This window comes from Collinsella sp. OM08-14AT (genome assembly GCF_003438115.1).
GTDB lineage: Bacteria > Actinomycetota > Coriobacteriia > Coriobacteriales > Coriobacteriaceae > Collinsella.
This window is the reverse complement of the sequence record NZ_QSTE01000005.1, coordinates 85,502-107,253: the sequence shown is the minus strand read 5'-3', so window position 1 is coordinate 107,253 and position 21,752 is coordinate 85,502. Positions and strand designations below refer to the sequence as shown.

The window sequence follows — 21,752 nt, the reverse complement described above, 5'->3', positions numbered from 1 at the left end:
AGCCCATCCCGTTTAGGTGTTCCGGAGTGGGATTCGGTTTCCGCAGCAGGCCCGTCTGGGAAGCAATGGCCCAGAATCCCCCCTGCACCGATCTGTTGATTGAACATCGTTGCATGTTCGCGCTATCATGCATGGTTAAAATTGGTTAGCCATGGCAAACGGTTAGCCATGGTGAACATAAATACAACGCCCTGTGGGCGCCGGGGGAGGAACACGGACGTGAAGCTCGATACACTCGAGATTGGAAAGGACGCCGTTGTCGCATCGGTGGCATCGGACGATCAGGCACTCCGACAGCATATTTTGGACATGGGCCTAACGCCGGGCACCGAAGTCACCATGATGAAGTACGCTCCTATGGGCGACCCGCTCGAGATTCGCCTGCGTGGCTACGAGTTGACGCTGCGCAAGGACGATGCTGCTCGCATCGAGCTCGTGGGTGTTCACGACACAGACACGGGTCCGCGCACTAACGCCGCAATCGGCATGACGGAGCACCCGGCACTTGGCGAGGGGACGTATTCGCCCCGTGCGGCAAAAACGGCCGTGCCCGAGGGCGCACCGCTGCATTTTGCCCTCGCCGGCAACCAAAACTGCGGTAAGACCACGCTGTTCAACCAGCTTACGGGCTCCAACCAGCACGTCGGTAACTTTCCCGGCGTGACGGTCGACCGCAAGGACGGCACTATCCGTAACCACCCCGAGGCGAGCGTTACCGACTTGCCCGGTATTTACTCGTTGTCGCCGTACACGGGCGAAGAAATCGTCAGCCGCCAATTCATCTTGGACGAAGACCCCGACGCCATCATCGACATCATCGACGCCACCAACATCGAGCGTAACCTGTACCTGACGCTGCAGCTTATGGAGCTCGATCGCCCCATGGTCATCGCGCTCAACATGATGGACGAGGTGACGGCCAACGGCGGCGCCGTGGACGTCAACCTGCTCGAGAGCCTGTTGGGCGTGCCCGTTGTCCCCATTAGCGCTGCCCGCAACGAGGGTATCGGCGAGCTGGTGGATCATGCCTTGCACGTGGCGCGGTTCCGTGAGCGCCCCGGTCGCCTGGACTTCTGTGCGCCCGATGGTCCAGACGGCGGTGCACTGCATCGCTGCATCCACGGCATTGCCAACCTGATCGAGGACCATGCCGCGACGGCGCACATTCCCGTGCGTTTTGCGGCGACCAAGCTGGTTGAGGGCGACGAGCTGGTGACCGAGGCACTTCATCTGGATCGCAACGAGCTTGACGCCATCGAGCACATCATTACCCAGATGGAGGGCGAGGCCGGCACCGACCGTCTATCTGCGCTGGCCGACATGCGCTTCGGCTTTATCGGCGACGTGTGCGGGCGTTGCGTCGTAAAGCCGCACGAGAGCCGCGAGCACGTGCGCTCCGTCAAGATTGACCGCATCCTGACAGGTCGTTACACAGCCATTCCGGCGTTCCTGGTGATCATGGGCCTCGTCTTTTGGCTGACGTTTGGCGTGATCGGCGCGGCGTTGCAGGGACTTATGGAGGACGGCATCGCTGCCATCATCGCCTCGGCCGATGCGGGTCTCAAGGCGTTCGGCACCAACGACGTGGTGCGCTCGCTGGCCGTCGACGGTGTTCTCACGGGCGTGGGCAGCGTGCTGACCTTCCTGCCGATCATCGTCGTGCTCTTCTTGTTCCTCTCCATTCTGGAAGACTCGGGCTACATGGCGCGCGTGGCCTTTGTCATGGATAAGGTATTGCGTCGCTTTGGCCTGTCGGGCCGCAGCTTTGTGCCCATGCTCGTCGGTTTTGGCTGCACCGTGCCGGCTATCATGTCGACCCGTACGCTCCCATCCGAGCACGACCGCAAGATGACGGTCATGCTCACGCCGTTCATGAGCTGTTCGGCCAAGTTGCCGGTCTACGGTCTGCTGTGCGGGGCGTTTTTCCCGCAGGCGACAGTTCCCGCCATGGTCTCGCTCTATCTGATTGGCATTGCGGTCGGATGCATAGCGGCTTTGGTGCTCAACCGCACGGCATTTAAGGGCGACCCGGTGCCGTTTATCATGGAGCTCCCCAATTACCGCCTGCCGAGCGTTAAGACGACGGTGATGCTGGCATGGGATAAGGCCAAGGACTTCATCACCAAGGCCTTCACCATTATCTTTGCCGCTACGGTGGTCATCTGGTTCCTTCAGACGTTCGACATCCGCTTTAATGTGGTCGCCGATCAGTCGCAAAGCCTGCTTGCGGGTCTCGGCAGCATCATCGCGCCGGCGCTGGCGCCGCTTGGGTTTGGCGATTGGCGAGCATCCACGGCGCTCGTCACCGGCCTTATCGCCAAGGAGAGTGTCATCTCGACCCTCACGGTGCTTTTGGGCGCGACCTCGCCCGCGGCACTGTCGACCATGTTTTCGCCGTTTACCGCTTACGTGTTCCTGGTCTTTACGCTGCTGTACCCGCCCTGCGTGGCGGCCATCGGTGCCGTCAAGAGCGAGCTGGGTGCGCGCTATGCCGTTGCCGTGTTCGCGTTTCAGGTGACGGTCGCCTGGATCGTGGCGTTTGTCGTGCATTCGGCGGGCATATTGTTGGGGTTGGCTTAGCTATTTATTGACGGCGCAACCCCTGTGTATTGAGTTGATTGCGGTCCCGCATCTGTACTGACGGATGCGGGGCCGTTGCTATATAATCGCCCACCGCCCATGACAATCGGAGAGGTTTCCTACATGACCCAGGCAAGACAAGATGGCATCTCGCTCAAGCAGTGGCTCCCGCTTATCGGGCTCGCCTGTTGCGCGTTCGTATTCAACACGTCGGAGTTTATGCCCATCGGCCTTCTGACTGATATCGCCGCGTCGTTCTCGCTCACCGAGGCCCAGGCAGGCATCATGATCTCGGTCTATGCTTGGGGCGTCATGCTGCTGTCACTGCCACTCATGGTGTTTGCCTCGCGCTTTGAGTTCAAGCGGATGCTGCTCGGCGTGCTTGCCGTGTTTTCTCTGGGTCAGTTCCTGTCCGCTGTGGCACCGACATATCCCATCCTGGTCTGCGCGCGCCTGGTGGTCGCCTGCGCGCATGCCGTGTTCTGGTCGGTCGCCTCGATCATGGCTTCGCGCCTCGTCGACACCCGCCACGGAGCGCTCGCCATCAGTATGATCGCCACGGGCTCGTCCATCGCGCAGATCTTTGGCCTGCCCCTCGGTCGCGCCATTGGCCTGGCCGTGGGCTGGCGCATGACGTTTGCCGTGGTCGGTGCCTTCTCTGCCGCCGCGGTGGTGTACCAGGCGGCGGTGTTCCCGACCATGGCGGCGGGTGAGCGCTTTACCGTCAAGCAGCTGCCTGAGCTGCTCAAGAACCCATTTTTGATTCCGCTTTATGCGGTCACGGTCTTTATGGCGACCGGTTACTACGCAGGCTACAGCTATATCGAGCCCTTCCTGGCGCAGGTTGCACACGTCGACGCAAGCGCTATCACCATGACGCTGACGACATTCGGCTGTTCTGGCCTGGTTGGTAGCTGGCTGTTCGGCCGCCTGTTCGACGGTCACCGCTTCCCGTTCTTGGCAATCACGCTCTCTGGCGTGGCGTCGGCTCTGCTGCTCATGGCTCCGGCGGCTTCGGCTCTCGCGGCGGTGCTTGCCGTCTGCGCACTGTGGGGCTGCTGCGCCACGGCCTTTGGCGTGGCGTTCCAAGCCGAGCTCATCAAGTACACGCCGGCAGATTCGTCGGCCGTGGCCATGTCAATCTTCTCGGGGCTGTTTAATCTGGGTATCGGCACGGGCACCGCGATCGGTGGCGCCGTGGTGTCGGGCCCCGGTATCGCCTGGATTGGCTTTGCGGGCGGGGCAATCGCTGTCGTGGGTGTCATTCTCGCCATCACCGTGATGTTCCCGGCCATTCGCCGTGCAAAGCCTGCTGCCTAGCCATACCCCCTCATCAGTTGCGGCGGAATGCGGACGGGGGTAGCTAATTTGGGATGGGGCTTTTTGACTACCCCATGTCCTGAATTGAGCTGCTTGCCACGAAATGGGCCTATCTACTACTTTTTAGTGTCTATCCTCGACCACACCGGGAAGTACGAAATTAAAACTGCAGGTAGAAAGCTTGCCGGTTTTACAAAAACGCGGGCGTGGTTGACCCATGCGGGTCAAACGTAGTAGATGGGCCGCTTTCGTGGCGCGGCATAATCGAATGTGACAAAGGGACAGTCCCTTTGTCACATTCGGCATACAATGGATGGCGTTGCGTGAAAGTTACCCGGGAGGTTGCTATGTGGGCATACGAGACGACGTTCTATCAGATCTATCCGCTGGGCTTTTGCGGGGCTCCGCGCGAGAATGCCGCGCCCGTTGCCGAGGATGAACTCTCCCAGGCTACCGACACCGCGCCCAATCCCGATGCCCCCATTATGAAAATCGCCCAATGGGCCGACTACCTGCAGAAACTCGGTATTGGCGCTGTGCTGATCAACCCGCTGCTCGAATCCGATAGCCACGGCTACGATACGCGCAGCCTGCGCCATATCGACCGTCGCCTGGGCGGGGATGCCGATTTTGCCGCCGTATGCGAGGTGCTGCACGCTCATGGCATTCGCGTGGTGCTCGATGCCGTCTTTAACCATGTGGGCCGTGGCTTTTGGGCCTTCCGCGATGTGCAGGAGCGCAAGTGGGACTCGCCCTACAAGGACTGGTTCCACATCAGTTTTGATGGCGACTCCTGCTATGGCGACGGCTTTTGGTACGAGGGCTGGGAAGGCCATTTTGAGCTTGTGAAGCTCAACCTGCAAAATCCTGCTGTGGTCGATTACCTGCTCGAGTCCGTGCGTCGCTGGGCCGAGGTCTTTGGCATCGACGGCCTGCGCTTGGACGTCGCCTATATGCTCGACCGCGACTTTATGCGCCGCCTACACTCCTTTACCCGTGAGCTCAAGCCCGACTTTGTGCTGATTGGTGAGACGCTTCACGGCGACTACAACCAGATCGTCAATGACGAGATGCTTGACTCCTGCACCAACTACGAGTGCTACAAGGGCCTGTACTCCAGCTTTAACTCGGTCAACATGTTCGAGATTGCCCACTCGCTGCATCGCCAGTTTGGCGGTGACCCGTGGTGCATTTATCGCGGCAAGCATCTGCTGTCGTTTGTCGACAACCACGATGTGCCGCGCCTGGCGAGTATCCTCACCGACAAGTCGTGCCTGCGTCCCGCCTATGGCATGCTCTTTAGCATGCCGGGCATCCCGTGCGTCTACTATGGCAGCGAGTGGGGAATTGCCGGCGAAAAGGGCGGCCCCGATGGCGATTGGGCGCTGCGTCCTGCGCTCGATGAGCCTGCGCCCAACGAGCTGTCGGCTTTCATCAAGCAGCTCGCGCACCTGCGCTCGACAGACGATGCGGCGGCACGCGCTCTCAACTACGGTGCGTACCGCAACGTGGTGATTCAGAACAAGCAGCTGCTGTTCGAGCGCGCCTGTGACGATGCGACGGTGCTCGTGGCGGTCAATGCCGTGAACGAGCCCTATACCTTTGGAGCCGGCGAACTCAACGGCTCCTTCGTTGACCTGCTTGCCGACGATGCGCCCACGGTCGAGCTGCCGGGCTCCCTTGAGCTTGCGCCCTACGAGGTGCGCTATCTGTTGAGGGCCTAGGCCATGCCTGTGCCTGACGAGGGCTATCAACATATTGAGCATGGGTTTGAGCCCGTGTTCGACCAACACTCGCGCGTTTTGGTGCTCGGGTCGTTTCCCTCGGTGCTTTCGCGCGCCAATGCCTTTTATTACGGCAACCCTCAGAATCGCTTTTGGCGCGTGATGGCCGCGTGCCTCGGTGTGCCCGTGCCGCCCAACGAGGGAGACTCTTTGGCGAGCGGCGAGCCCGCGACGCTCGACGCCTCGGTTGCTGCCAAGCGGGCTATGCTGCTTAACGGTGGCGTAGCCCTGTGGGATGTGATCGAGAGTTGTGACATCAAGGGCTCGAGTGACGCCAGCATCAAAAACGTTGTGCCGGCTCGCGTTGAGCTTATCACGAGCAACGCGTCCATTGAGCAAGTGATATGCAACGGTGGTACAGCTGGCCGGCTCTACAAGCGCTATCTGCAAGAACGCACCGGGCTACCCGCCATCGTCCTGCCCTCGACAAGTCCCGCCAATGCCGCTTGGCGTTTGGAGCGTCTTGTTGAGCGTTGGCACGAAGCCGTTGACTGGGCCGCTCTCTAATTTAGATATTTGATTGAGCGTGGGCGCCCAGACGTTTCAGAACGCCTTGCCAGATCGGCGCGGGCACGGCTGGCTCGGCGCAAACCATGCCGTCGGCGTCGACGTTGGCGGCATGGCCGCCGCCAAGTCGCTGCGCATGCTCGACGGAGCAGCCCATGCGAACGGCGCCTACGAGCATATCTATCGCTTCCGAAAATGGCCGTCGCAGAAGTCCCATACGTGGAGAGCGGCAAAGCGCTGCGATGCCGTTACCGGCACAGGCGACAACGCCGCCGCACCACGTTAACTTGCGAAGTTCGCAAGCTTGGCGCAGGCGCTCGATAAACAGGTGCGCCTCCTCGGCATGCCCACAGCCAGCCTGAACGACGACATAGACCCGCGTCTCCGTGTCGCCAAAGCGATCGAGCGCTCGTTGAGCGACGGACATTGACTCATCGTCGGGCACATTCTCAACAGCGAGCACCATGCCATCGACTACGCCGGTGTCATTTGTCTTCAAGTCCACCGGGCGGGGGAGTGCGGTGGCGGAAAGCTGTGCATACGCCGCGATGGCATCCTGCAGGTCCCAGAGCAAAAACTCAAGATCGGCGCTATTGGGAATACTGATATACGCAATGGTTCGCAACGTTTTTGGTACATCGCCGCGTGCGGTCGTCTCCATGCCGCCACCTTTCCGGTTGGTTTCCGTTTAGGTTACACCGTCTGGCGGCGCGCGGGCGCGCTATCCTAGTGCAACCCTTACGAAAGGAACGCCATGCGCCTGCCCATGAATACCTCGCTTGCCACGCTCAAGCCCTCCGGCATCCGTCGGATTAACGCGCTCGCTGCCCAGCACCCAGGATGCATTGCGCTCGCGCTCGGCGAGCCCGATTTTCCTACACCAGATGTGATTAGCGCCGAGGTGACCGCCGCGCTGGGCCGCGGCGACACGCATTATCCGCCCAACAACGGTCGCCCCGCCCTGCGCGAGGCGCTGTCTGCCTACATGGGGGACGCGGGCCTTGCGTTTTCGGCCGACGAGGTCATCCTGACCGACGGCGCGACCGAGGCCCTGTCGGCAACATTCATGGCTATGCTCAACCCCGGCGACGAGGTCATCATTCCCACGCCGGCCTTTGGCCTGTACGAAAGCATCGTCGTGGCCAACCACGCCAAAGCGGTCTTTTTGGATACGGAGCCTGCGCAATTTCAGATTGACGAGGACGCACTTCGCGCCTGCGTGACGCCGGCAACCAAGGCTATCGTCATCTGCTCGCCCAACAACCCCACGGGCTGCATTCTCAACGCGGCCTCACTCGATGCCGTAGCGCGAGTGGCGGAGCAGGCGGGCATCTACGTAGTCTGCGACGATGTGTACAACCGTCTGGTTTATGTGGATGGCTACGAGCGCTTTGCCCGGCGCCACCCGGAGCTGCGCGATCAGACGGTGGTCATCGAGAGCTTCTCCAAGCCATGGGCTATGACCGGCTGGCGCTTGGGTTGGCTCGCAGCCGCAGCCCCCGTCATCGACGAGATCGCCAAGGCCCACCAATACCTAGTATCGAGCGCCGTCTCCTTCGAAATGGACGCCGCAGCTCGAGCCCTGACCGTCGACCCCACCCCCATGCTCAACGTCTACCGAGCTCGCCGCAAACGCGTGCTCGCAGCCTTAAACGCCATGGGCCTCGACGTCGTAGAACCCGCAGGAGCCTTCTATGCCTTCCCCAGCATCAAAAAGTTCGGCCTAACAAGCGAAGACTTCTGCATCAAAGCCATCAAAGAGGCAAACGTAGCCCTAGTCCCCGGAGACTGCTTCGGAACCGAAGGCCACATCCGACTAAGCTACTGCGTTTCCGACCAAGATCTGAACGAAGGCCTCCATCGCCTGTCCACCTTCGTTTCAACCCTGTAGCCATCAGGGACGCAACACATCAGCCCACCGATCCAAGCACTATGAGTGGGGGCGTCAGCCAACGAAAGCCCGGGCTGCCCAAAGTCAACGCAGGCACGCGCCGCCGAAGGCCAGGCGCAAGGTTTTCGTAGATTCCGCACGAGCCGAAGGCCACTTAATGTGGCCTTCGTGCGAGCCAGGACTTGACCGAGCGAAAACCTTGCGCCTGGCCTTCGGCGGTGCGGCCGGATGGTGGAATTGTGTACAGCCCGGTTTTCCGTTGACCGACGCCGGGGTCCCCGCCATAATACTTTCGGTTCACGCACGAATCCGCTGCCAGAGACAGCCGGTGCAAACGGGCATCGCCCGCGAGCTTAATGGGACATCCCGCCAGCCGAGGTGGTCGAGTAGATATGTCTTCTCGCCCCCGTCGCTCATGCAGCGCGGGGGCTTTCTTTTTGGACATGCCCCCGTCACGTCCTTGTGGCGGACCGTGCCCGGAAAGAAATCGAGGAGGTGTAATTCATGCCCCAGCAGTACAAAATCGACAAGGTTGCAGAGATCGAGTCCCGTATCGCCGAGAACGCCGGTCTGTTCGTCGTCAACTACAACGGTCTGACGGTTAAGCAGGCTCAGGAGCTGCGTCATCAGCTTCGCGAGTGCGGCGCCGAGATGAAGGTCTACAAGAACAACCTGGTCAAGATCGCTCTCAAGAACCAGGAGCAGCCCGAGCTCGACGAGATCCTCGCCGGCCCCGTCGCTTATGTGTTCTACGAGACCGAGCCGGTCGAGGCCGCTAAGGCCCTTAAGGACTTCTCCGCTAAGTCCAAGGGCGTCCTTGAGATCAAGGGCGGTATCTCCGACGGCAAGGCCGTTTCCGCTGATGATGTTAAGGCTATCGCCGAGCTGCCCACCAAGGATCAGCTTCTCGGCCAGATCGCCGGTCTCATCTCCGGTTTCGCTCGCGACATCGCTGTCTGCGTCAACGGCGTTTCCTCTGGTCTCGCTCGTTCGATCCAGCAGGTCTCCGAGCAGAAGGCAGCCTAGTCGCTGTTTTCACCCGCGGCGGCAACGCCGCACCCCTGACGCATTCGCGTCGTGTTTTAACTGATCTCCGTGCACAGACACGGAAACCGAAAGGACTTAGAAATGGCTAAGCTTACCACCGATGAGATCATCGATGCTCTTAAGGAAATGACCCTTCTCGAGGCTTCCGAGCTCGTCAAGGCTATCGAGGACACCTTCGGCGTTTCCGCCGCTGCTCCTGCCGCTGTTGTCGCCGCTCCCGCTGCTGGCGCTGCTGAGGCCGAGGAGAAGACCGAGTTTGACGTCGTGCTCGAGGGCTTCGGCGACAACAAGATCCAGGTCATCAAGGCCGTCCGTGAGCTCACCAACCTTGGCCTGAAGGAGGCCAAGGAGGTCGTCGAGGGCGCTCCCAAGGCTGTTCTCGAGGGTGCCAAGAAGGAGGACGCCGAGGCTGCCAAGGAGAAGCTCGAGGCTGCTGGCGCTGCTGTCACCCTCAAGTAATCAGGCTTTCTCGCCAGATTTCTTTGCAGACGGGGTTCGCATTGCGAGCCCCGTCTTTTTTGTTTTGATCCCTCTATTTTGTTGGCTCGGCATGCAAATTGCTGCCGCTTGCGGTGCTTTGGGGTCGCTACCGTTGGGCGATAAAATTGCACCATTCGAGCAATAATTTGCGTTGACCTGCTGAAGAATGGCGCTTGCCTACATTAACGTTAATTAACGGCGGTAAGATAAACCAGTATCGCAATTTGGTCTGCGGCCGCCGTGCCGCACGCACAGGGCGCATCCTGCGCCTGCGAAAGGATCCCTGAATACTATGAAGGCAATCATCCCCGCCGCCGGTCTTGGCACGCGTTTTCTGCCTGGCACCAAGTGCACGCCCAAAGAGATGCTGCCGGTGCTCGACAAGCCAGTCATCCAGTACGTCGTCGAGGAGGCGCTCGACCCCGAGGAGGTCGACGACGCCATTATCGTCACCTCTCCCGGCAAGCCCGAGTTGCTGAGCTACTTCCAGCCCGATCGTTCGCTCGAGAACCTGCTGCGCGAGCGCGGCAAGGATGCTTATGCCGACGCCGTCGCCCATGCGGGCGGTATGCCGGTCGACTTCCGTTATCAGTACGAGCCCAAGGGCCTCGGCCATGCTATCCGCTCTGCTGCCGACGCCGTGGCAGGGGAGAACTTCCTGGTTCTTCTGGGCGACTACGTTGTGCCTAACCGCGACATCTGCGACAAGATGCTCGCCGTTTCCAAGGAGCACGGTGGCGCTTCGGTTATCGCTGTCGCTGCTTGCTCGCCCGAGGAAGTCAGCCGCTACGGCGTTATCGCCGGCGAGCGCGTCGGTTCGCTCGAGGGCGCCGAGGGCGTTGCCGATGCCGAGCCGGGCGCTGTCTGGCGCATCGGCGGTCTGGTCGAGAAGCCCGCTCCCGAGGCGGCTCCGTCCAACCTGTACATCGTCGGTCGTTACCTGCTGAGCCCGCTGGTCATGGACCTGCTCGCCGATCAGCAGGCCGGCAAGGGCGGCGAGATCCAGCTTACCGACGCCATGGCCCGCTCGCTCGACCGCGAGGCCATGTACGCTGTCGTCATCGATCCACTTTCGGGCTACGACACCGGTACCCCGTCTGGCTGGATGGCCACCAACGCCCTCATGGCCGCAAGCGACCCTCGCTTTGCCAGCGCCTTCTGGGACGCCATCGACGAGCGCGGCGGTTTGATGCGCAAATAAGCCTTCGGGCATCGACATTTACGGGTGCGGACTTCGGTCTGCACCCGTTTTTTATGCGAGCTACAGCTTAGCCCCGGAAAGTGCGACCCACAATTTGGCCGAATTCTGGGACGCGCTTTCCAGCTGAGGCCCCTAGCGGAAACTGCGACCCGGAATTTAGGCTCAGAATGGGATGTGCTTTCCCAAACAGGGCTCAACCGGAAACTGCGTCCCAGTTTGGGGCCTCAAAACGGGATGTAATTTCCGTCCGGCCAACCCTCGCTGCCATTCCGCCGTTCAGCGGCCAGCACCAGCAGGCTCGTTCACAGAAAATATATGAACAGGTGTTCGATGCACACCTATCTACCTGCGTATTTTCTGTCGAAAAACTTTGCTACTCCAAAAACTCAATCGCGTCAAGGCTTTTCTTGCCCAACGGTCGGTACCTGATAAACTATTAGGTTGCGATAACTGGCGAAGCCATGCCTCGCCAACCCACCGAGCATTTCCGTGAAGGAGGAAAAACCTGGTGACCTACGCATACACTGCCACTGAGCGCAAGCGCGTCAGCTTCGGGAAAATCCCGGAGGCCATGGAGCTCCCCAACCTTATCTCTGTTCAAAGGGAATCCTTTGAGCGTTTTAAGGACGAGGGCCTTCGTGAGGCGTTCAAGGAATCCAGCCCCATCCAGAGCCAGAACCATGTTCTCGAGGTTACCTTCGGCGAGCATCAGTTTGGCGACCCCGCGCACACCGTCGAGGAGTGCCGCGAGAAGGATATGACCTATCAGGCTCCGCTTCTGACCGACGTCCGTCTCACCAACAAGGAGACCGGCGAGATCAAGGAGCAGCTCGTCTTCATGGGCGACTTCCCCATGATGACCGATCAGGGCACCTTCATCATCAACGGTACAGAGCGTATCGTCGTCTCGCAGCTCGTCCGCTCCCCGGGCGTGTACTACAGCTCCGAGATGGATTCGGGCAAGCAAATCTACAAGGCCCAGATCATCCCGTCCCGCGGTGCCTGGCTTGAGTTTGAGGTCGACAAGCGCGACCAGCTCATGGTCTCCATCGACCGTAAGCGCAAGCAGAGCGCCACGATGTTCCTGCGCGCCCTTGGCATCGCCGTCACCAACGACGACATCATCGAGCTGCTCGGCAACTCCGATGTGATCAAGCGCACCCTGGAGCGCGACACCGCCCTTACCCGCGAGGACGCCCTCATCGAGATCTACCGTCGTCTGCGCCCGGGCGAGCCTCCCACCGTGGACGCTTCCCGCAGCCTGCTCGAGGGTTTGCTCTTCAACCCGCAGCGCTACGACCTGGCCCGCGTCGGTCGTTACAAGGTCAACAAGAAGCTCAACCTCACCACCGAGGAAGAGGTCACGGTGCTCACCGACGAGGATATCGTCGCGACGCTGCGCTACCTGCTGTCCCTCGCTGCTGGCGAGCAGGGCTTCAAGGTCGACGACATCGACCACTTTGGCAACCGCCGCATCCGCACCGTCGGCGAGCTCGTCGCCAACCAGTTCCGTATCGGCATGAGCCGTATGGAGCGCGTCGTCCGTGAGCGCATGAGCTCCCAGGACATCGACGAGATCACCCCGCAGTCGCTCATCAACATCCGCCCGATCGTGGCCTCCATCAAGGAGTTCTTCGGTTCCTCGCAGCTCTCGCAGTTCATGGACCAGGCGAACCCCCTGACCGGTCTGACCCACAAGCGCCGTCTGTCCGCACTCGGCCCTGGTGGTCTTGCCGGCCACAAGTCCGGCTCCAGCCGCCGCACCAACGTGCCGACGGCCGTCCGCGACGTTCACAACTCGCACTACAGCCGCATGTGCCCGATCGAGACCCCCGAAGGCCCCAACATCGGCCTGATCGGCTCGCTCGCCCTCTACGCCCGCGTCAACGAGTACGGCTTCATCGAGGCCCCGTTCCGTCGCGTCGAGAACGGCGTTGCCACCGACCAGATCGACTGGATGACCGCTGACGAGGAAGAGAAGCACGTCATCGCGCCGGCCAACACGCCGCTCGATCCCAAGACCAACGAGTTCATCACGACCGATGCCGAGGGCAAGATCGTCCGTCCGCACACCGTGATCGCCCGTACCCGCGACTTCGACGGCTCCTTCGGCGCTCCCGCCGACGTGCCTGTCGAGGACGTCGACTACATGGACGTCTCGCCGCGCCAGATGCTCTCCGTCGCAGCCACGCTGATCCCGTTCCTTGAGCACGACGACGCCAAGCGTACGCTGATGGGCGCTAACATGCAGCGTCAGGCCGTGCCGCTGGTTCACCCCGCCGCTCCCTATGTCGGTACCGGCATGGAGCGTCGCGCCGCTCTGGACTCCGGCGAGGTCACCCTGGCCAAGAATGCCGGCGAGGTCATCTTTGCCGACGCCGCCAAGATCATCGTCAAGCATGCCGGCGGCATGGACGAGTATCACCTGGCCAAGTACCAGCGCTCCAACCAGTCCACCTGCATCAACCACCGTCCGCTCGTGCGCGTCGGTGACACCGTTGAGCAGGGCGAGCCTCTGGCTGACGGTCCTTCGACCGATCACGGCGAGCTCGCACTGGGCCAGAACCTCACCGTGGCCTACATGCCGTGGGAAGGCTTTAACTACGAGGACGGTATCGTCGTGTCCGAGCGCCTGGTGGCCGAGGACCTGCTGACGACCATCAACATCACCCGTCACGAGATCGACGCCCGCGACACCAAGCTCGGCCCCGAGGAGATCACCCGCGAGATCCCGAACCTCTCCGAGGACATGCTTGCCAACCTCGACGAGGACGGCATCATCCGCATCGGCGCCGAGGTCGGCCCTGGCGACATCCTGGTCGGTAAGGTCACGCCTAAGGGCGAGAGCGCTCTGACCGCCGAGGAGCGCCTGCTGCGCGCCATCTTCGGTGCCAAGGCCCACGACGTTCGCGACACCTCCCTTAAGATGCCTCACGGCGCTTACGGCCGCGTCATCGACGTCGTCCGCTTTAGCCGCGAGAACGGCGACGACCTGGCTCCCGGCGTCAACGAGCAGGTGCGCGTCTACGTCGCCCAGCGTCGTAAGATCCAGCAGGGCGATAAGATCGCCGGCCGCCACGGCAACAAGGGTGTTATTTGTAACGTTCTGCCGGTCGAGGACATGCCCTACATGGCTGACGGTACCCCGATCGACGTTATCCTCAACCCGCTGGGCGTTCCTTCGCGTATGAACGTCGGCCAGCTGCTCGAGTGCCACCTTGGCTGGGCTGCTGCGTGTGGTTGGGATACCGAGCAGGCCGACTCCGACAAGTACGTCCCGGGTCCGTTCTTTACCGCCACGCCCGTCTTCGACGGCGCCAAGGAGGACGAGATCGCCGAGGTCATCCGTCGTGCCAACAAGAACATGCTCAACAAGGCCACCGCTGCCTTTGGCGATCACATGCGCCCCGAGTTTGTCACCCAGCTTGACGAGCGCGGCAAGACCCGTCTGTTCGACGGCCGCACTGGCGAGGAGTTCCGCGAGCCCATTACCGTGGGTACGTCCTACATCCTCAAGCTCGGCCACATGGTCGACGACAAGATCCACGCTCGTTCGACTGGCCCTTACAGCTTGGTTACCCAGCAGCCTCTGGGCGGCAAGGCCCAGTTCGGCGGCCAGCGCTTCGGCGAGATGGAAGTTTGGGCACTGTACGCATACGGTGCTTCCAACGTCCTGCAGGAGATCCTGACCGTCAAGTCCGACGATACCGTGGGCCGCGTCAAGACCTACGAGTCCATCGTCAAGGGCGAGAATGTTCCGGTCCCGGGTATCCCCGAGTCCTTCAAGGTTCTCGTCAAGGAGATCCGCTCCCTCGCACTGGACATCGAGCCCATGCACGATGCCGACGAGGACGCCTCCGCCCCTGTGACCGCCGAGGAGACCTCTGCTCTCGACGACCTGGCTGCGCTCGCCGGCGTTGACGCCGACGTCGAGGCCGAGGATGCCGAGACCGCCGAGGCGCCCGAGGCTGTCGCCGCCACGACCACTGATAAGGAGTAGTTGACTGTGGCAGATTTCGAAGCTACTGATTTTGACTCGGTAAAGATCTCCCTTGCCTCCGCCGACCAGATCCGTTCCTGGTCGCACGGCGAGGTCAAGAAGCCGGAGACCATCAACTACCGTACCCTCAAGCCCGAGAAGGACGGCCTGTTCTGCGAGAAGATCTTCGGTCCCGCCAAGGACTGGGAGTGCTCCTGCGGCAAGTACAAGGGCATCCGCTTTAAGGGCATCGTCTGCGAGCGCTGCGGCGTCGAGGTCACCTCGGCCAAGGTGCGTCGCGACCGCATGGGCCACATCGAGCTCGCCGCTCCCGTGTCCCACATCTGGTACTTCAAGAGCCCCACGAGCTTCCCGATGAGCCGTATGCTCGACATCAAGTCCAAGGACCTCGAGAAGGTTCTGTACTTTGCCAGCTACATCATCACCGAGGTTGACTATGAGGCCCGCGAGGCCGACGCCGACGACCTGCGCGAGGAGCTCGCCGCCGATCTGGAAGAGATTGATGCCGAGTGCGCCCGCCAGATCGAGTCCCTCAAGGAGCAGGGCGACCCCGAGAACTTTGACGAGTTCTCCGACGAGGAGCCGCTGACCCCCGAGGAGATCGCCTCTGGCATCGTCGACATTGAGGAAGAGTGCAAGGACGAGAAGCAGCTCCGCACGGACGCCTTCAACGCCTTCATGAAGCTCACCGAGCGCGACCTCATCTCCGATGAGCCGCTGTTCCGCGAGATGACCCGCTACTACTCCATGTACTTCAAGGGTGGCATGGGTGCCGAGGCCGTCCGCGACCTGCTCGCTGCCATCGACCTTCCTTCCGAGGCCGAGAAGCTCAAGGCCATCATCGCCGACGAGGACTCCCAGAAGCAGAAGCGCGAGAAGGCCGTCAAGCGCCTCGAGGTCGTTGACGCCTTCCTGAAGGGTGGCAACAGCCCCGCGAACATGATCCTGGACGTCATCCCGGTCATTCCGCCCGATCTGCGCCCGATGGTCCAGCTCGACGGCGGCCGCTTCGCTGCGTCTGACCTCAACGACCTGTACCGTCGCGTGATCAACCGTAACAACCGACTCAAGCGTCTGCTCGACCTGGACGCCCCTGCGATCATCGTGAACAACGAGAAGCGCATGCTCCAGGAGTCCGTGGACGCCCTGTTCGACAACGGCCGTCGTGGTCGCCCGGTCTCTGGCCGTGGCGGTCGCCCGCTCAAGTCGCTCGCCGAGGCCCTCAAGGGCAAGCAGGGTCGTTTCCGTCAGAACCTGCTGGGTAAGCGTGTCGACTACTCCGGCCGTTCGGTTATCGTTACCGACCCCAAGCTGCTGCTGCACCAGTGCGGTCTGCCCAAGACCATGGCGCTGGAGCTCTTCAAGCCCTTCGTCATGAAGCGCCTGGTCGAGCTTGGCAAGGTCGAGAACATCAAGGGCGCCAAGCGCGCTATCGACCGTGGTGCCACCTTTGTGTGGGACATCCTCGAAGAGGTCATCGACGGCCGCGTCGTGCTGCTCAACCGTGCACCGACTCTGCACCGTCTGTCCATCCAGGCCTTTGAGCCGGTGCTGGTCGAGGGCAAGGCTATCCACCTGCACCCGCTGGTCTGCTCGCCCTTCAACGCCGACTTCGACGGCGACCAGATGTCTGTCCACGTGCCGCTGTCCAGCCAGGCTCAGGCCGAGGCTCGCGTGCTCATGCTCTCTGCGAACAACCTGCGCTCGCCGGCATCCGGCAAGCCGGTCAACATCCCCTCGCAGGACATGATCATCGGCGTGTACTACCTGACCCAGGTCCGCGACGGTCTGCCGGGCGAGAACCACGTGTTCGCCAGCTTCGACGACGCGCTGCACGCCTATGACTGCCGCTCCGAGGTCGACATGCAGGCCAAGATTCAGGTCCGCGTGTCCGCTGCCGACGCCAATGTCATCAACGAGGACGGCACCCGTATCTTCCGCGTCAAAAACGGCAAGAACGAGTTTGTCGACTACGACGTCACCGGTAACAAGACCGCGCGCTTCGAGACCTCTATCGGCCGCATCATCTTCAACCGCCAGTGCCTGCCCGAAGACTACGAGTTCATGAACTACAAGATGGTCAAGGGCGACGTGGCCAAGCTGGTTGCGGACTGCTGCGATCGCTATCCCGAGGCCAAGGTCGGCCCGATCCTCGACGCCATCAAGTACTCCGGCTTCCACTACGCTACCCGCGCCGGCCTCACCATCTCGGTGTGGGACGCTCTCATCCCTGCCGAGAAGCAGGAGCTGCTCGATCGCGCTCAGGCCAACGTCGACCAGATCAACGAGTACTTCGAGGAGGGCTTCATCAACGAGACGGAGCGCCACATCGAAGTCGTTAACGAGTGGACCGCTTGTACCGATAAGGTCGCAGCGCTCATGCTCGACATGTTCGACGAGGAGAACCCGCTGTACATGATGGCCGACTCCGGCGCCCGTGGTTCTAAGACCCAGCTGCGTCAGCTCGGCGGCATGCGTGGCCTGATGGCGGACATGTCCGGCGAGACGATCGACCTTCCCATTAAGGCGAACTTCCGCGAGGGCCTGCTGCCGCTCGAGTACTTCATTTCGACCTACGGCGCCCGTAAGGGCCTGGTCGATACCGCATCCCACACCTCGGACTCTGGTTACCTGACCCGCCGTCTGGTCGACGTGGCCCAGGACGTCATCGTCCGCGAGGAGGACTGCGGTACGCACGAGGGCGTCACCTACAACCTCATCATCCCCGGCACCACCGACCTCAACACCGACCTCGTCGGCCGTTGCTTCATTGAGGACGTCGTGGCTCCCGATGGCACCGTGCTCTTTGAGCAGGACGGCTACATCGAGAAGGTCGCTGACATCCAGAAGATGGTCGATGCCGGCCTTAAGAAGGTCAAGCTTCGCGCGCTGCTCACCTGCCGCTCCAAGTACGGCGTGTGCCAGAAGTGCTACGGCTGGGATCTTTCCACCCGTCGTCCGGTCGCCATCGGTACTGCCGTCGGCATTATTGCCGCCCAGTCCATCGGCGAGCCCGGTACGCAGCTTACGATGCGTACCATTCACTCCGGCGGCGTCGCTGGCGTCGACGATATTACGCAGGGTCTGCCTACGGTCAGCCGTATGTTCGATATCGTCGGCAACGTCAACGAGAAGATTCTGGGTCGCGAGGCCGAGCTGGCTCCGTACTCCGGTCACCTCTCGATTAAGCCCGAGAAGTCCGAGTACGTGCTGACGCTCACCGACTCCGAGGATCACACCCGTGTCCTCGATGAGCGCCGCGTTCCCGCTTCGGTGCGCTTCATGCCCGAGATCGAGGACGGCTGCGAGGTTCGCGCCGGCGACCAGATCACCAAGGGCTTCGTCAACTTCCGCAACCTGCGCAAGCTGACCGACATCGAGTCGACGATGCACACCTTCGTCGAGAGCGTCAAGGACGTCTACACCAGCCAGGGCGTCGACCTGAACGACAAGCACATCGAGGTGCTCGCACGTCAGATGCTGCGTCGCGTTCAGATCACCAACCCCGGTGACTCCAAGTACCTGCTTGGTCAGTACGTCGACCGCTACGAGTTCGCCGACGAGGTCGAGCGCGTTGCCCGTCTGGGCGGTCAGGCTCCCGTGGCCGAGCCCGTCATCCTGGGTACGCTCAAGGTCGCGTCCAACATCGACTCCTGGCTGTCGAGCGCTTCGTTCATCCGTACCGCTGGTGTCCTTACCGAGGCTGCCATCGAGGGCAAGGTCGACCACCTGCTCGACCTTAAGTCCAACGTCATCGTCGGTAAGAAGATCCCGGCTGGTACCGGCCTCAAGCCGTACGCCAACGCCAAGCTGACGTATCGCACGGCCGACGGCTACGTGGACATCGACGGCCCGGCTTCGCCCAACGCCAAGTCGCTGCCCGAGTGGGCTCCTGTGGAGCTCAAGGACCTGGACGAGCAGCTCCCGCAGCAGCTCGACTGGGCCGGCTACGACGAGTTCGGTGGTGCTGACGGTTCGTTCACCCGCAACGGCCACACCATCTCCGCCGAGAAGGCTCGTCTGTACCTGTTCGACGATCTGGGCGTGTCGCAGCGCTGGACCAACAAGTTCAGCGAGGTTGGCATCGAGACGGTCGGCGACCTGGTTGGCAAGTCCGAGGAGGATCTGCTGCGCATCGATGGCATCGGCGTCAAGGCGATCGAGGAGCTCCGTGACGGCCTGGAGGCCCACGATCTGCTCTACATCCTCGAGAACAACGACGACGTTGCCGACGAGGAAGACCTCTCGCAGCTGCTGCAGATGGTCTTTAGCCCCGACGGTCCGGACGATATCCTGCTGGGTACCTCCGCTCCGACGCATCACGCCGACGCCGACGAGGAGCTCCTGGGCGCCCCGATCGACGACAAGAAGGCTCCCGCCAACGGCGCGATCAACGAGGACATGGCTTCCCTCGACGAGCTGCTCAACCAGCTCGTGGACACCGACGACGCCGAAGAGGCCAAGGACAACGACGAGGAGTAATTTCCTAGTACGTTAACCGCCCTTCCAAAGACCCGCTTCCCAACAGGGGAGCGGGTCTTTTTTGATGAGGAACGTTGCCCCGACGAGTACGTCGGATTCCCGGAACGGGCCGCCCGCTGTTTAAGTTTGTCGCGAGTTCCGCACGCAAAGGAAAGCACTTAATGTGCTTTCCGTCTTGCGCAGGACTGTAGAGCAGCAAACTTAAACAGCGGGCGGCCCGTTCCGGGAATCTGCCCCCCGCGCACAGAAGGGGATTCCTTTTGCCAAAAAGGGACAGGTTTATTTTGGTAGGTTTTTCCTGCTTGGATTTGAAACATTTCGTTCGGCCAAAGCGTATCTATGGTGAGGACCTCATCAAGAACCATCAGCGTCACCGGGAGGTGATTATGGAAGAACAAGCTTTTAGACAGGCGGTCGAGGATCACCGAGATGTCGTGTTCCGAATCGCCTTGACGTATCTGCGTGATCGCGCTGACGCCGACGATGTCGCTCAAGACGTCTTTCTTAAGTTGCTCAAAAGCGACGCGCAATTTGAAAACTGGGAGCATCTTCGTCGATGGCTTATCCGGGTCACGATCAATGAATGTAAATCTCTCTTTCGAAAGCCGTGGAGGCGCGTGGAGGATATTGAGAATCTGGCCGATTCGCTTTCGACGGCGCAGGAGGAGACCAAGGCGGTCCTGTCAGACGTTATGCGACTTCCGGAGCGATTCCGTATTCCTATCGTGCTCTATTACTATCTGGGCTTCTCGACTTCAGAAATTGCCGAGTTACTGCATGTGCCAGCCGCGACCGTTCGAACGCGTTTAGCTCGCGGCAGATCGAAGCTCAAGTTCATCCTAGAGGAGGGCGACCGTGAAATCCAACCAGATCAAGCAGGCCTTCGAGTCCGTCCAAGCCGATAGCGATCTTGCTGACCGTGTTCTTTATGCCGCTGCTGGCGAGCCGCTTCGCCGAAAGGGTCACGCGAAGCCTCTGTATGTTGCCGTAATCGGATGTCTTGCCGGAGTGCTGGCGACCGGAGGGGTCGCCTACGCTGTTGTCAATTCCAGTTATTTTGCCTCTGCCTGGGGAAACCATGGCAACGGAGAGTCCGTTACCTGGACAAATGGCGGCTCGTCGGGGACGAAATATACCTACACCAGAGAGTTTGGTGATGGTATCGCGCCCCAAAGCCTGGAGGGTGCAGTCCAGAAGGTCAATCTGTCCGTCGATGGCAACGGCTATACGCTCGACATTCATGAGATGGCAATCGACGAGAACGGTTGCGGTGCTGTGACGTTTACATTGTCCAATCCGAATGGCGTTAACTACTACAAGCCGGCGGCAGAGCTTGGCGAACTTGTTCTCTATGGTGAAGAAGAAGGGGGCGTCAGTACACCCAGCATGAACTTCGGCGAGGAATGGGCTGATACACGCTGCACCATTGATAAAGACACATCAAGCGACGCGGTCATTAACGGCACGATGTACTTTGCATCTTGGAATCGCGATCGAGATTTACGACATGCGGTCACCTGGAATATCAGTTGGACGGAGGGCAAAGGTGAGGATGCGAAGGTGATCGAGGTATCGACGCCAGAGTTTAACGTCGGAGCGCACGTCGATACAAAAGAACTCCGCTCCGATGACTCGCCTCTCGAGATCAGTCCGTTTTCCATCCAGACGCACATCGATGATCTGGGCTATGAAGCAGTTGATCATAAACTGACCGTCACCTACAAGGATGGGTCAGAGCAGATTATCGAAGATGACGACGCAGGGGCGTACAATTTCTATGTTTCGATGGGACGCAATAGCGGAGAGAACATTTGGGTGCCAACGAAGTTGATTGATGTCGACCAAGTGGTTTCAGTAACGCTCGAAGGCACACGCTGCACTTCAACAGGGGGCGCCGAAACGTCGGAACCCTTTACCATCGTCTATTCGTAAGATTTGGGGCCGCTTTCTACTAGGGGAAGCGGCCTTCTTTGCGGTAAATGGGCGGTTAGACCGCACGATATTCGCCTGCATTCCTGAAGTATGCGGCAAAATCTTGATGGGTCGACCACACCGTATATGCTCAAGCGCTCTACCTGCGGGTTTATTATCGCAAAACCCCGGTGCGCTCGGCGGGTCCAGAATTTGCCGCATACTTCCGAAAGCGCCGCCGATTTCCATGCGACAGGTGAGAGCAGATCACCGTTGGAGCGCGACGTTTCCCCAGATAAAACCGACCAAAATAAACCTGTCCCTTTTTGGCAGGTAACGTTGCCCCGACGAGCACGTCGGATCCCCGGCCCGGGCGGCACAGGGGTTAAGTTTGTCGCGAGTTCCGCACGAGCCGGAGGCCACTTAATGTGGCCTCCGTGCGAGCCAGGACTGTAGAGCAGCAAACTTAACCCCTGTGCCGCCCGGCCCGGGGATCCGCCCCCGCGCACAGGAGGGGATTCCTTTTGTGTAGGCTTTGCGGAAATGTGC

The 21,752-nt window shown here is 60.8% G+C and carries 14 protein-coding genes; 12 read left to right on the top strand and 2 right to left on the bottom strand.

All coding sequences use genetic code 11. The features are described 5' to 3' along the window. The first annotated feature begins 168 nt into the window (after positions 1–168). The 4 genes from feoB to DXC18_RS04500 all read left to right on the top strand — a co-directional run bounded on the left by feoB (position 169) and on the right by DXC18_RS04500 (position 6,191). Entirely contained in the window at positions 169–2,580 is a 2,412-nt protein-coding gene (gene feoB / locus DXC18_RS04515; protein WP_117716448.1) for a ferrous iron transport protein B, read from the top strand. Positions 2,581–2,679: 99 nt separating this feature from the next. Further along, positions 2,680–3,900, top strand: a complete 1,221-nt coding sequence (locus DXC18_RS04510; protein WP_233509004.1) for an MFS transporter — start codon at positions 2,680–2,682, stop codon at positions 3,898–3,900. A 347-nt stretch (positions 3,901–4,247) separates the two neighbouring features. Beyond that, complete coding sequence (locus DXC18_RS04505) at positions 4,248–5,624, top strand: alpha-amylase family glycosyl hydrolase (RefSeq protein WP_117716446.1); 1,377 nt, start codon at positions 4,248–4,250, stop codon at positions 5,622–5,624. A 3-nt stretch (positions 5,625–5,627) separates the two neighbouring features. After that, entirely contained in the window at positions 5,628–6,191 is a 564-nt protein-coding gene (locus DXC18_RS04500; protein WP_117716445.1) for a DNA-deoxyinosine glycosylase, read from the top strand. A gap of 1 nt (position 6,192) precedes the next feature. Here DXC18_RS04500 and DXC18_RS04495 read toward each other — a convergent pair whose 3' ends face one another. Further along, positions 6,193–6,852 (bottom strand): hypothetical protein, encoded by a 660-nt coding sequence (locus tag DXC18_RS04495; protein ID WP_117716444.1) that lies wholly within the window; start codon positions 6,850–6,852, stop codon positions 6,193–6,195. 105 nt (positions 6,853–6,957) lie between these two features. Here DXC18_RS04495 and DXC18_RS04490 point away from each other — a divergent pair, with 105 nt between their 5' ends. The 6 genes from DXC18_RS04490 (at position 6,958) to DXC18_RS04465 (ending at position 19,292) form a co-directional block, all read left to right on the top strand. Further along, positions 6,958–8,082 (top strand): pyridoxal phosphate-dependent aminotransferase, encoded by a 1,125-nt coding sequence (locus DXC18_RS04490; RefSeq protein WP_233509003.1) that lies wholly within the window; start codon positions 6,958–6,960, stop codon positions 8,080–8,082. Between the two features lie 504 nt (positions 8,083–8,586). Beyond that, a complete protein-coding gene (gene rplJ, locus DXC18_RS04485; RefSeq protein ID WP_089572500.1) occupies positions 8,587–9,108 on the top strand; it encodes a 50S ribosomal protein L10 in 522 nt (173 codons plus the stop codon). Positions 9,109–9,210: 102 nt separating this feature from the next. Beyond that, a complete protein-coding gene (gene rplL / locus DXC18_RS04480; RefSeq protein WP_006235005.1) occupies positions 9,211–9,588 on the top strand; it encodes a 50S ribosomal protein L7/L12 in 378 nt (125 codons plus the stop codon). 313 nt (positions 9,589–9,901) lie between these two features. Beyond that, on the top strand, positions 9,902–10,810 hold the full coding sequence (locus DXC18_RS04475) for a UTP--glucose-1-phosphate uridylyltransferase (RefSeq protein ID WP_117716442.1): 909 nt from the start codon (positions 9,902–9,904) through the stop codon (positions 10,808–10,810). A 571-nt stretch (positions 10,811–11,381) separates the two neighbouring features. Next, positions 11,382–14,810: a DNA-directed RNA polymerase subunit beta gene (locus DXC18_RS04470; protein ID WP_006235007.1), complete on the top strand. Its 3,429-nt coding sequence runs from the start codon at positions 11,382–11,384 to the stop codon at positions 14,808–14,810. Between the two features lie 6 nt (positions 14,811–14,816). Next, a complete protein-coding gene (locus DXC18_RS04465) occupies positions 14,817–19,292 on the top strand; it encodes a DNA-directed RNA polymerase subunit beta' (protein WP_199412198.1) in 4,476 nt (1,491 codons plus the stop codon). Positions 19,293–19,450: 158 nt separating this feature from the next. On the opposite strand, the gene DXC18_RS10560 is transcribed toward DXC18_RS04465, so the two are convergent. Then, positions 19,451–19,786: a hypothetical protein gene (locus tag DXC18_RS10560; RefSeq protein WP_199412201.1), complete on the bottom strand. Its 336-nt coding sequence runs from the start codon at positions 19,784–19,786 to the stop codon at positions 19,451–19,453. Here DXC18_RS10560 and DXC18_RS04460 point away from each other — a divergent pair. Together DXC18_RS04460 and DXC18_RS04455 are read left to right on the top strand one after the other, a co-directional pair. Further along, entirely contained in the window at positions 19,679–20,197 is a 519-nt protein-coding gene (locus DXC18_RS04460; RefSeq protein WP_187364957.1) for an RNA polymerase sigma factor, read from the top strand. The two genes, DXC18_RS10560 and DXC18_RS04460, sit on opposite strands and share 108 nt — an antisense overlap. Beyond that, positions 20,148–21,224 carry a DUF4179 domain-containing protein gene (locus DXC18_RS04455; protein ID WP_117716440.1) on the top strand — a complete coding sequence of 359 codons (1,077 nt, stop codon included), beginning with the start codon at positions 20,148–20,150 and terminating at the stop codon, positions 21,222–21,224. Before DXC18_RS04460 ends, DXC18_RS04455 begins: the two co-directional genes overlap by 50 nt. Positions 21,225–21,752 lie beyond the last annotated feature (528 nt).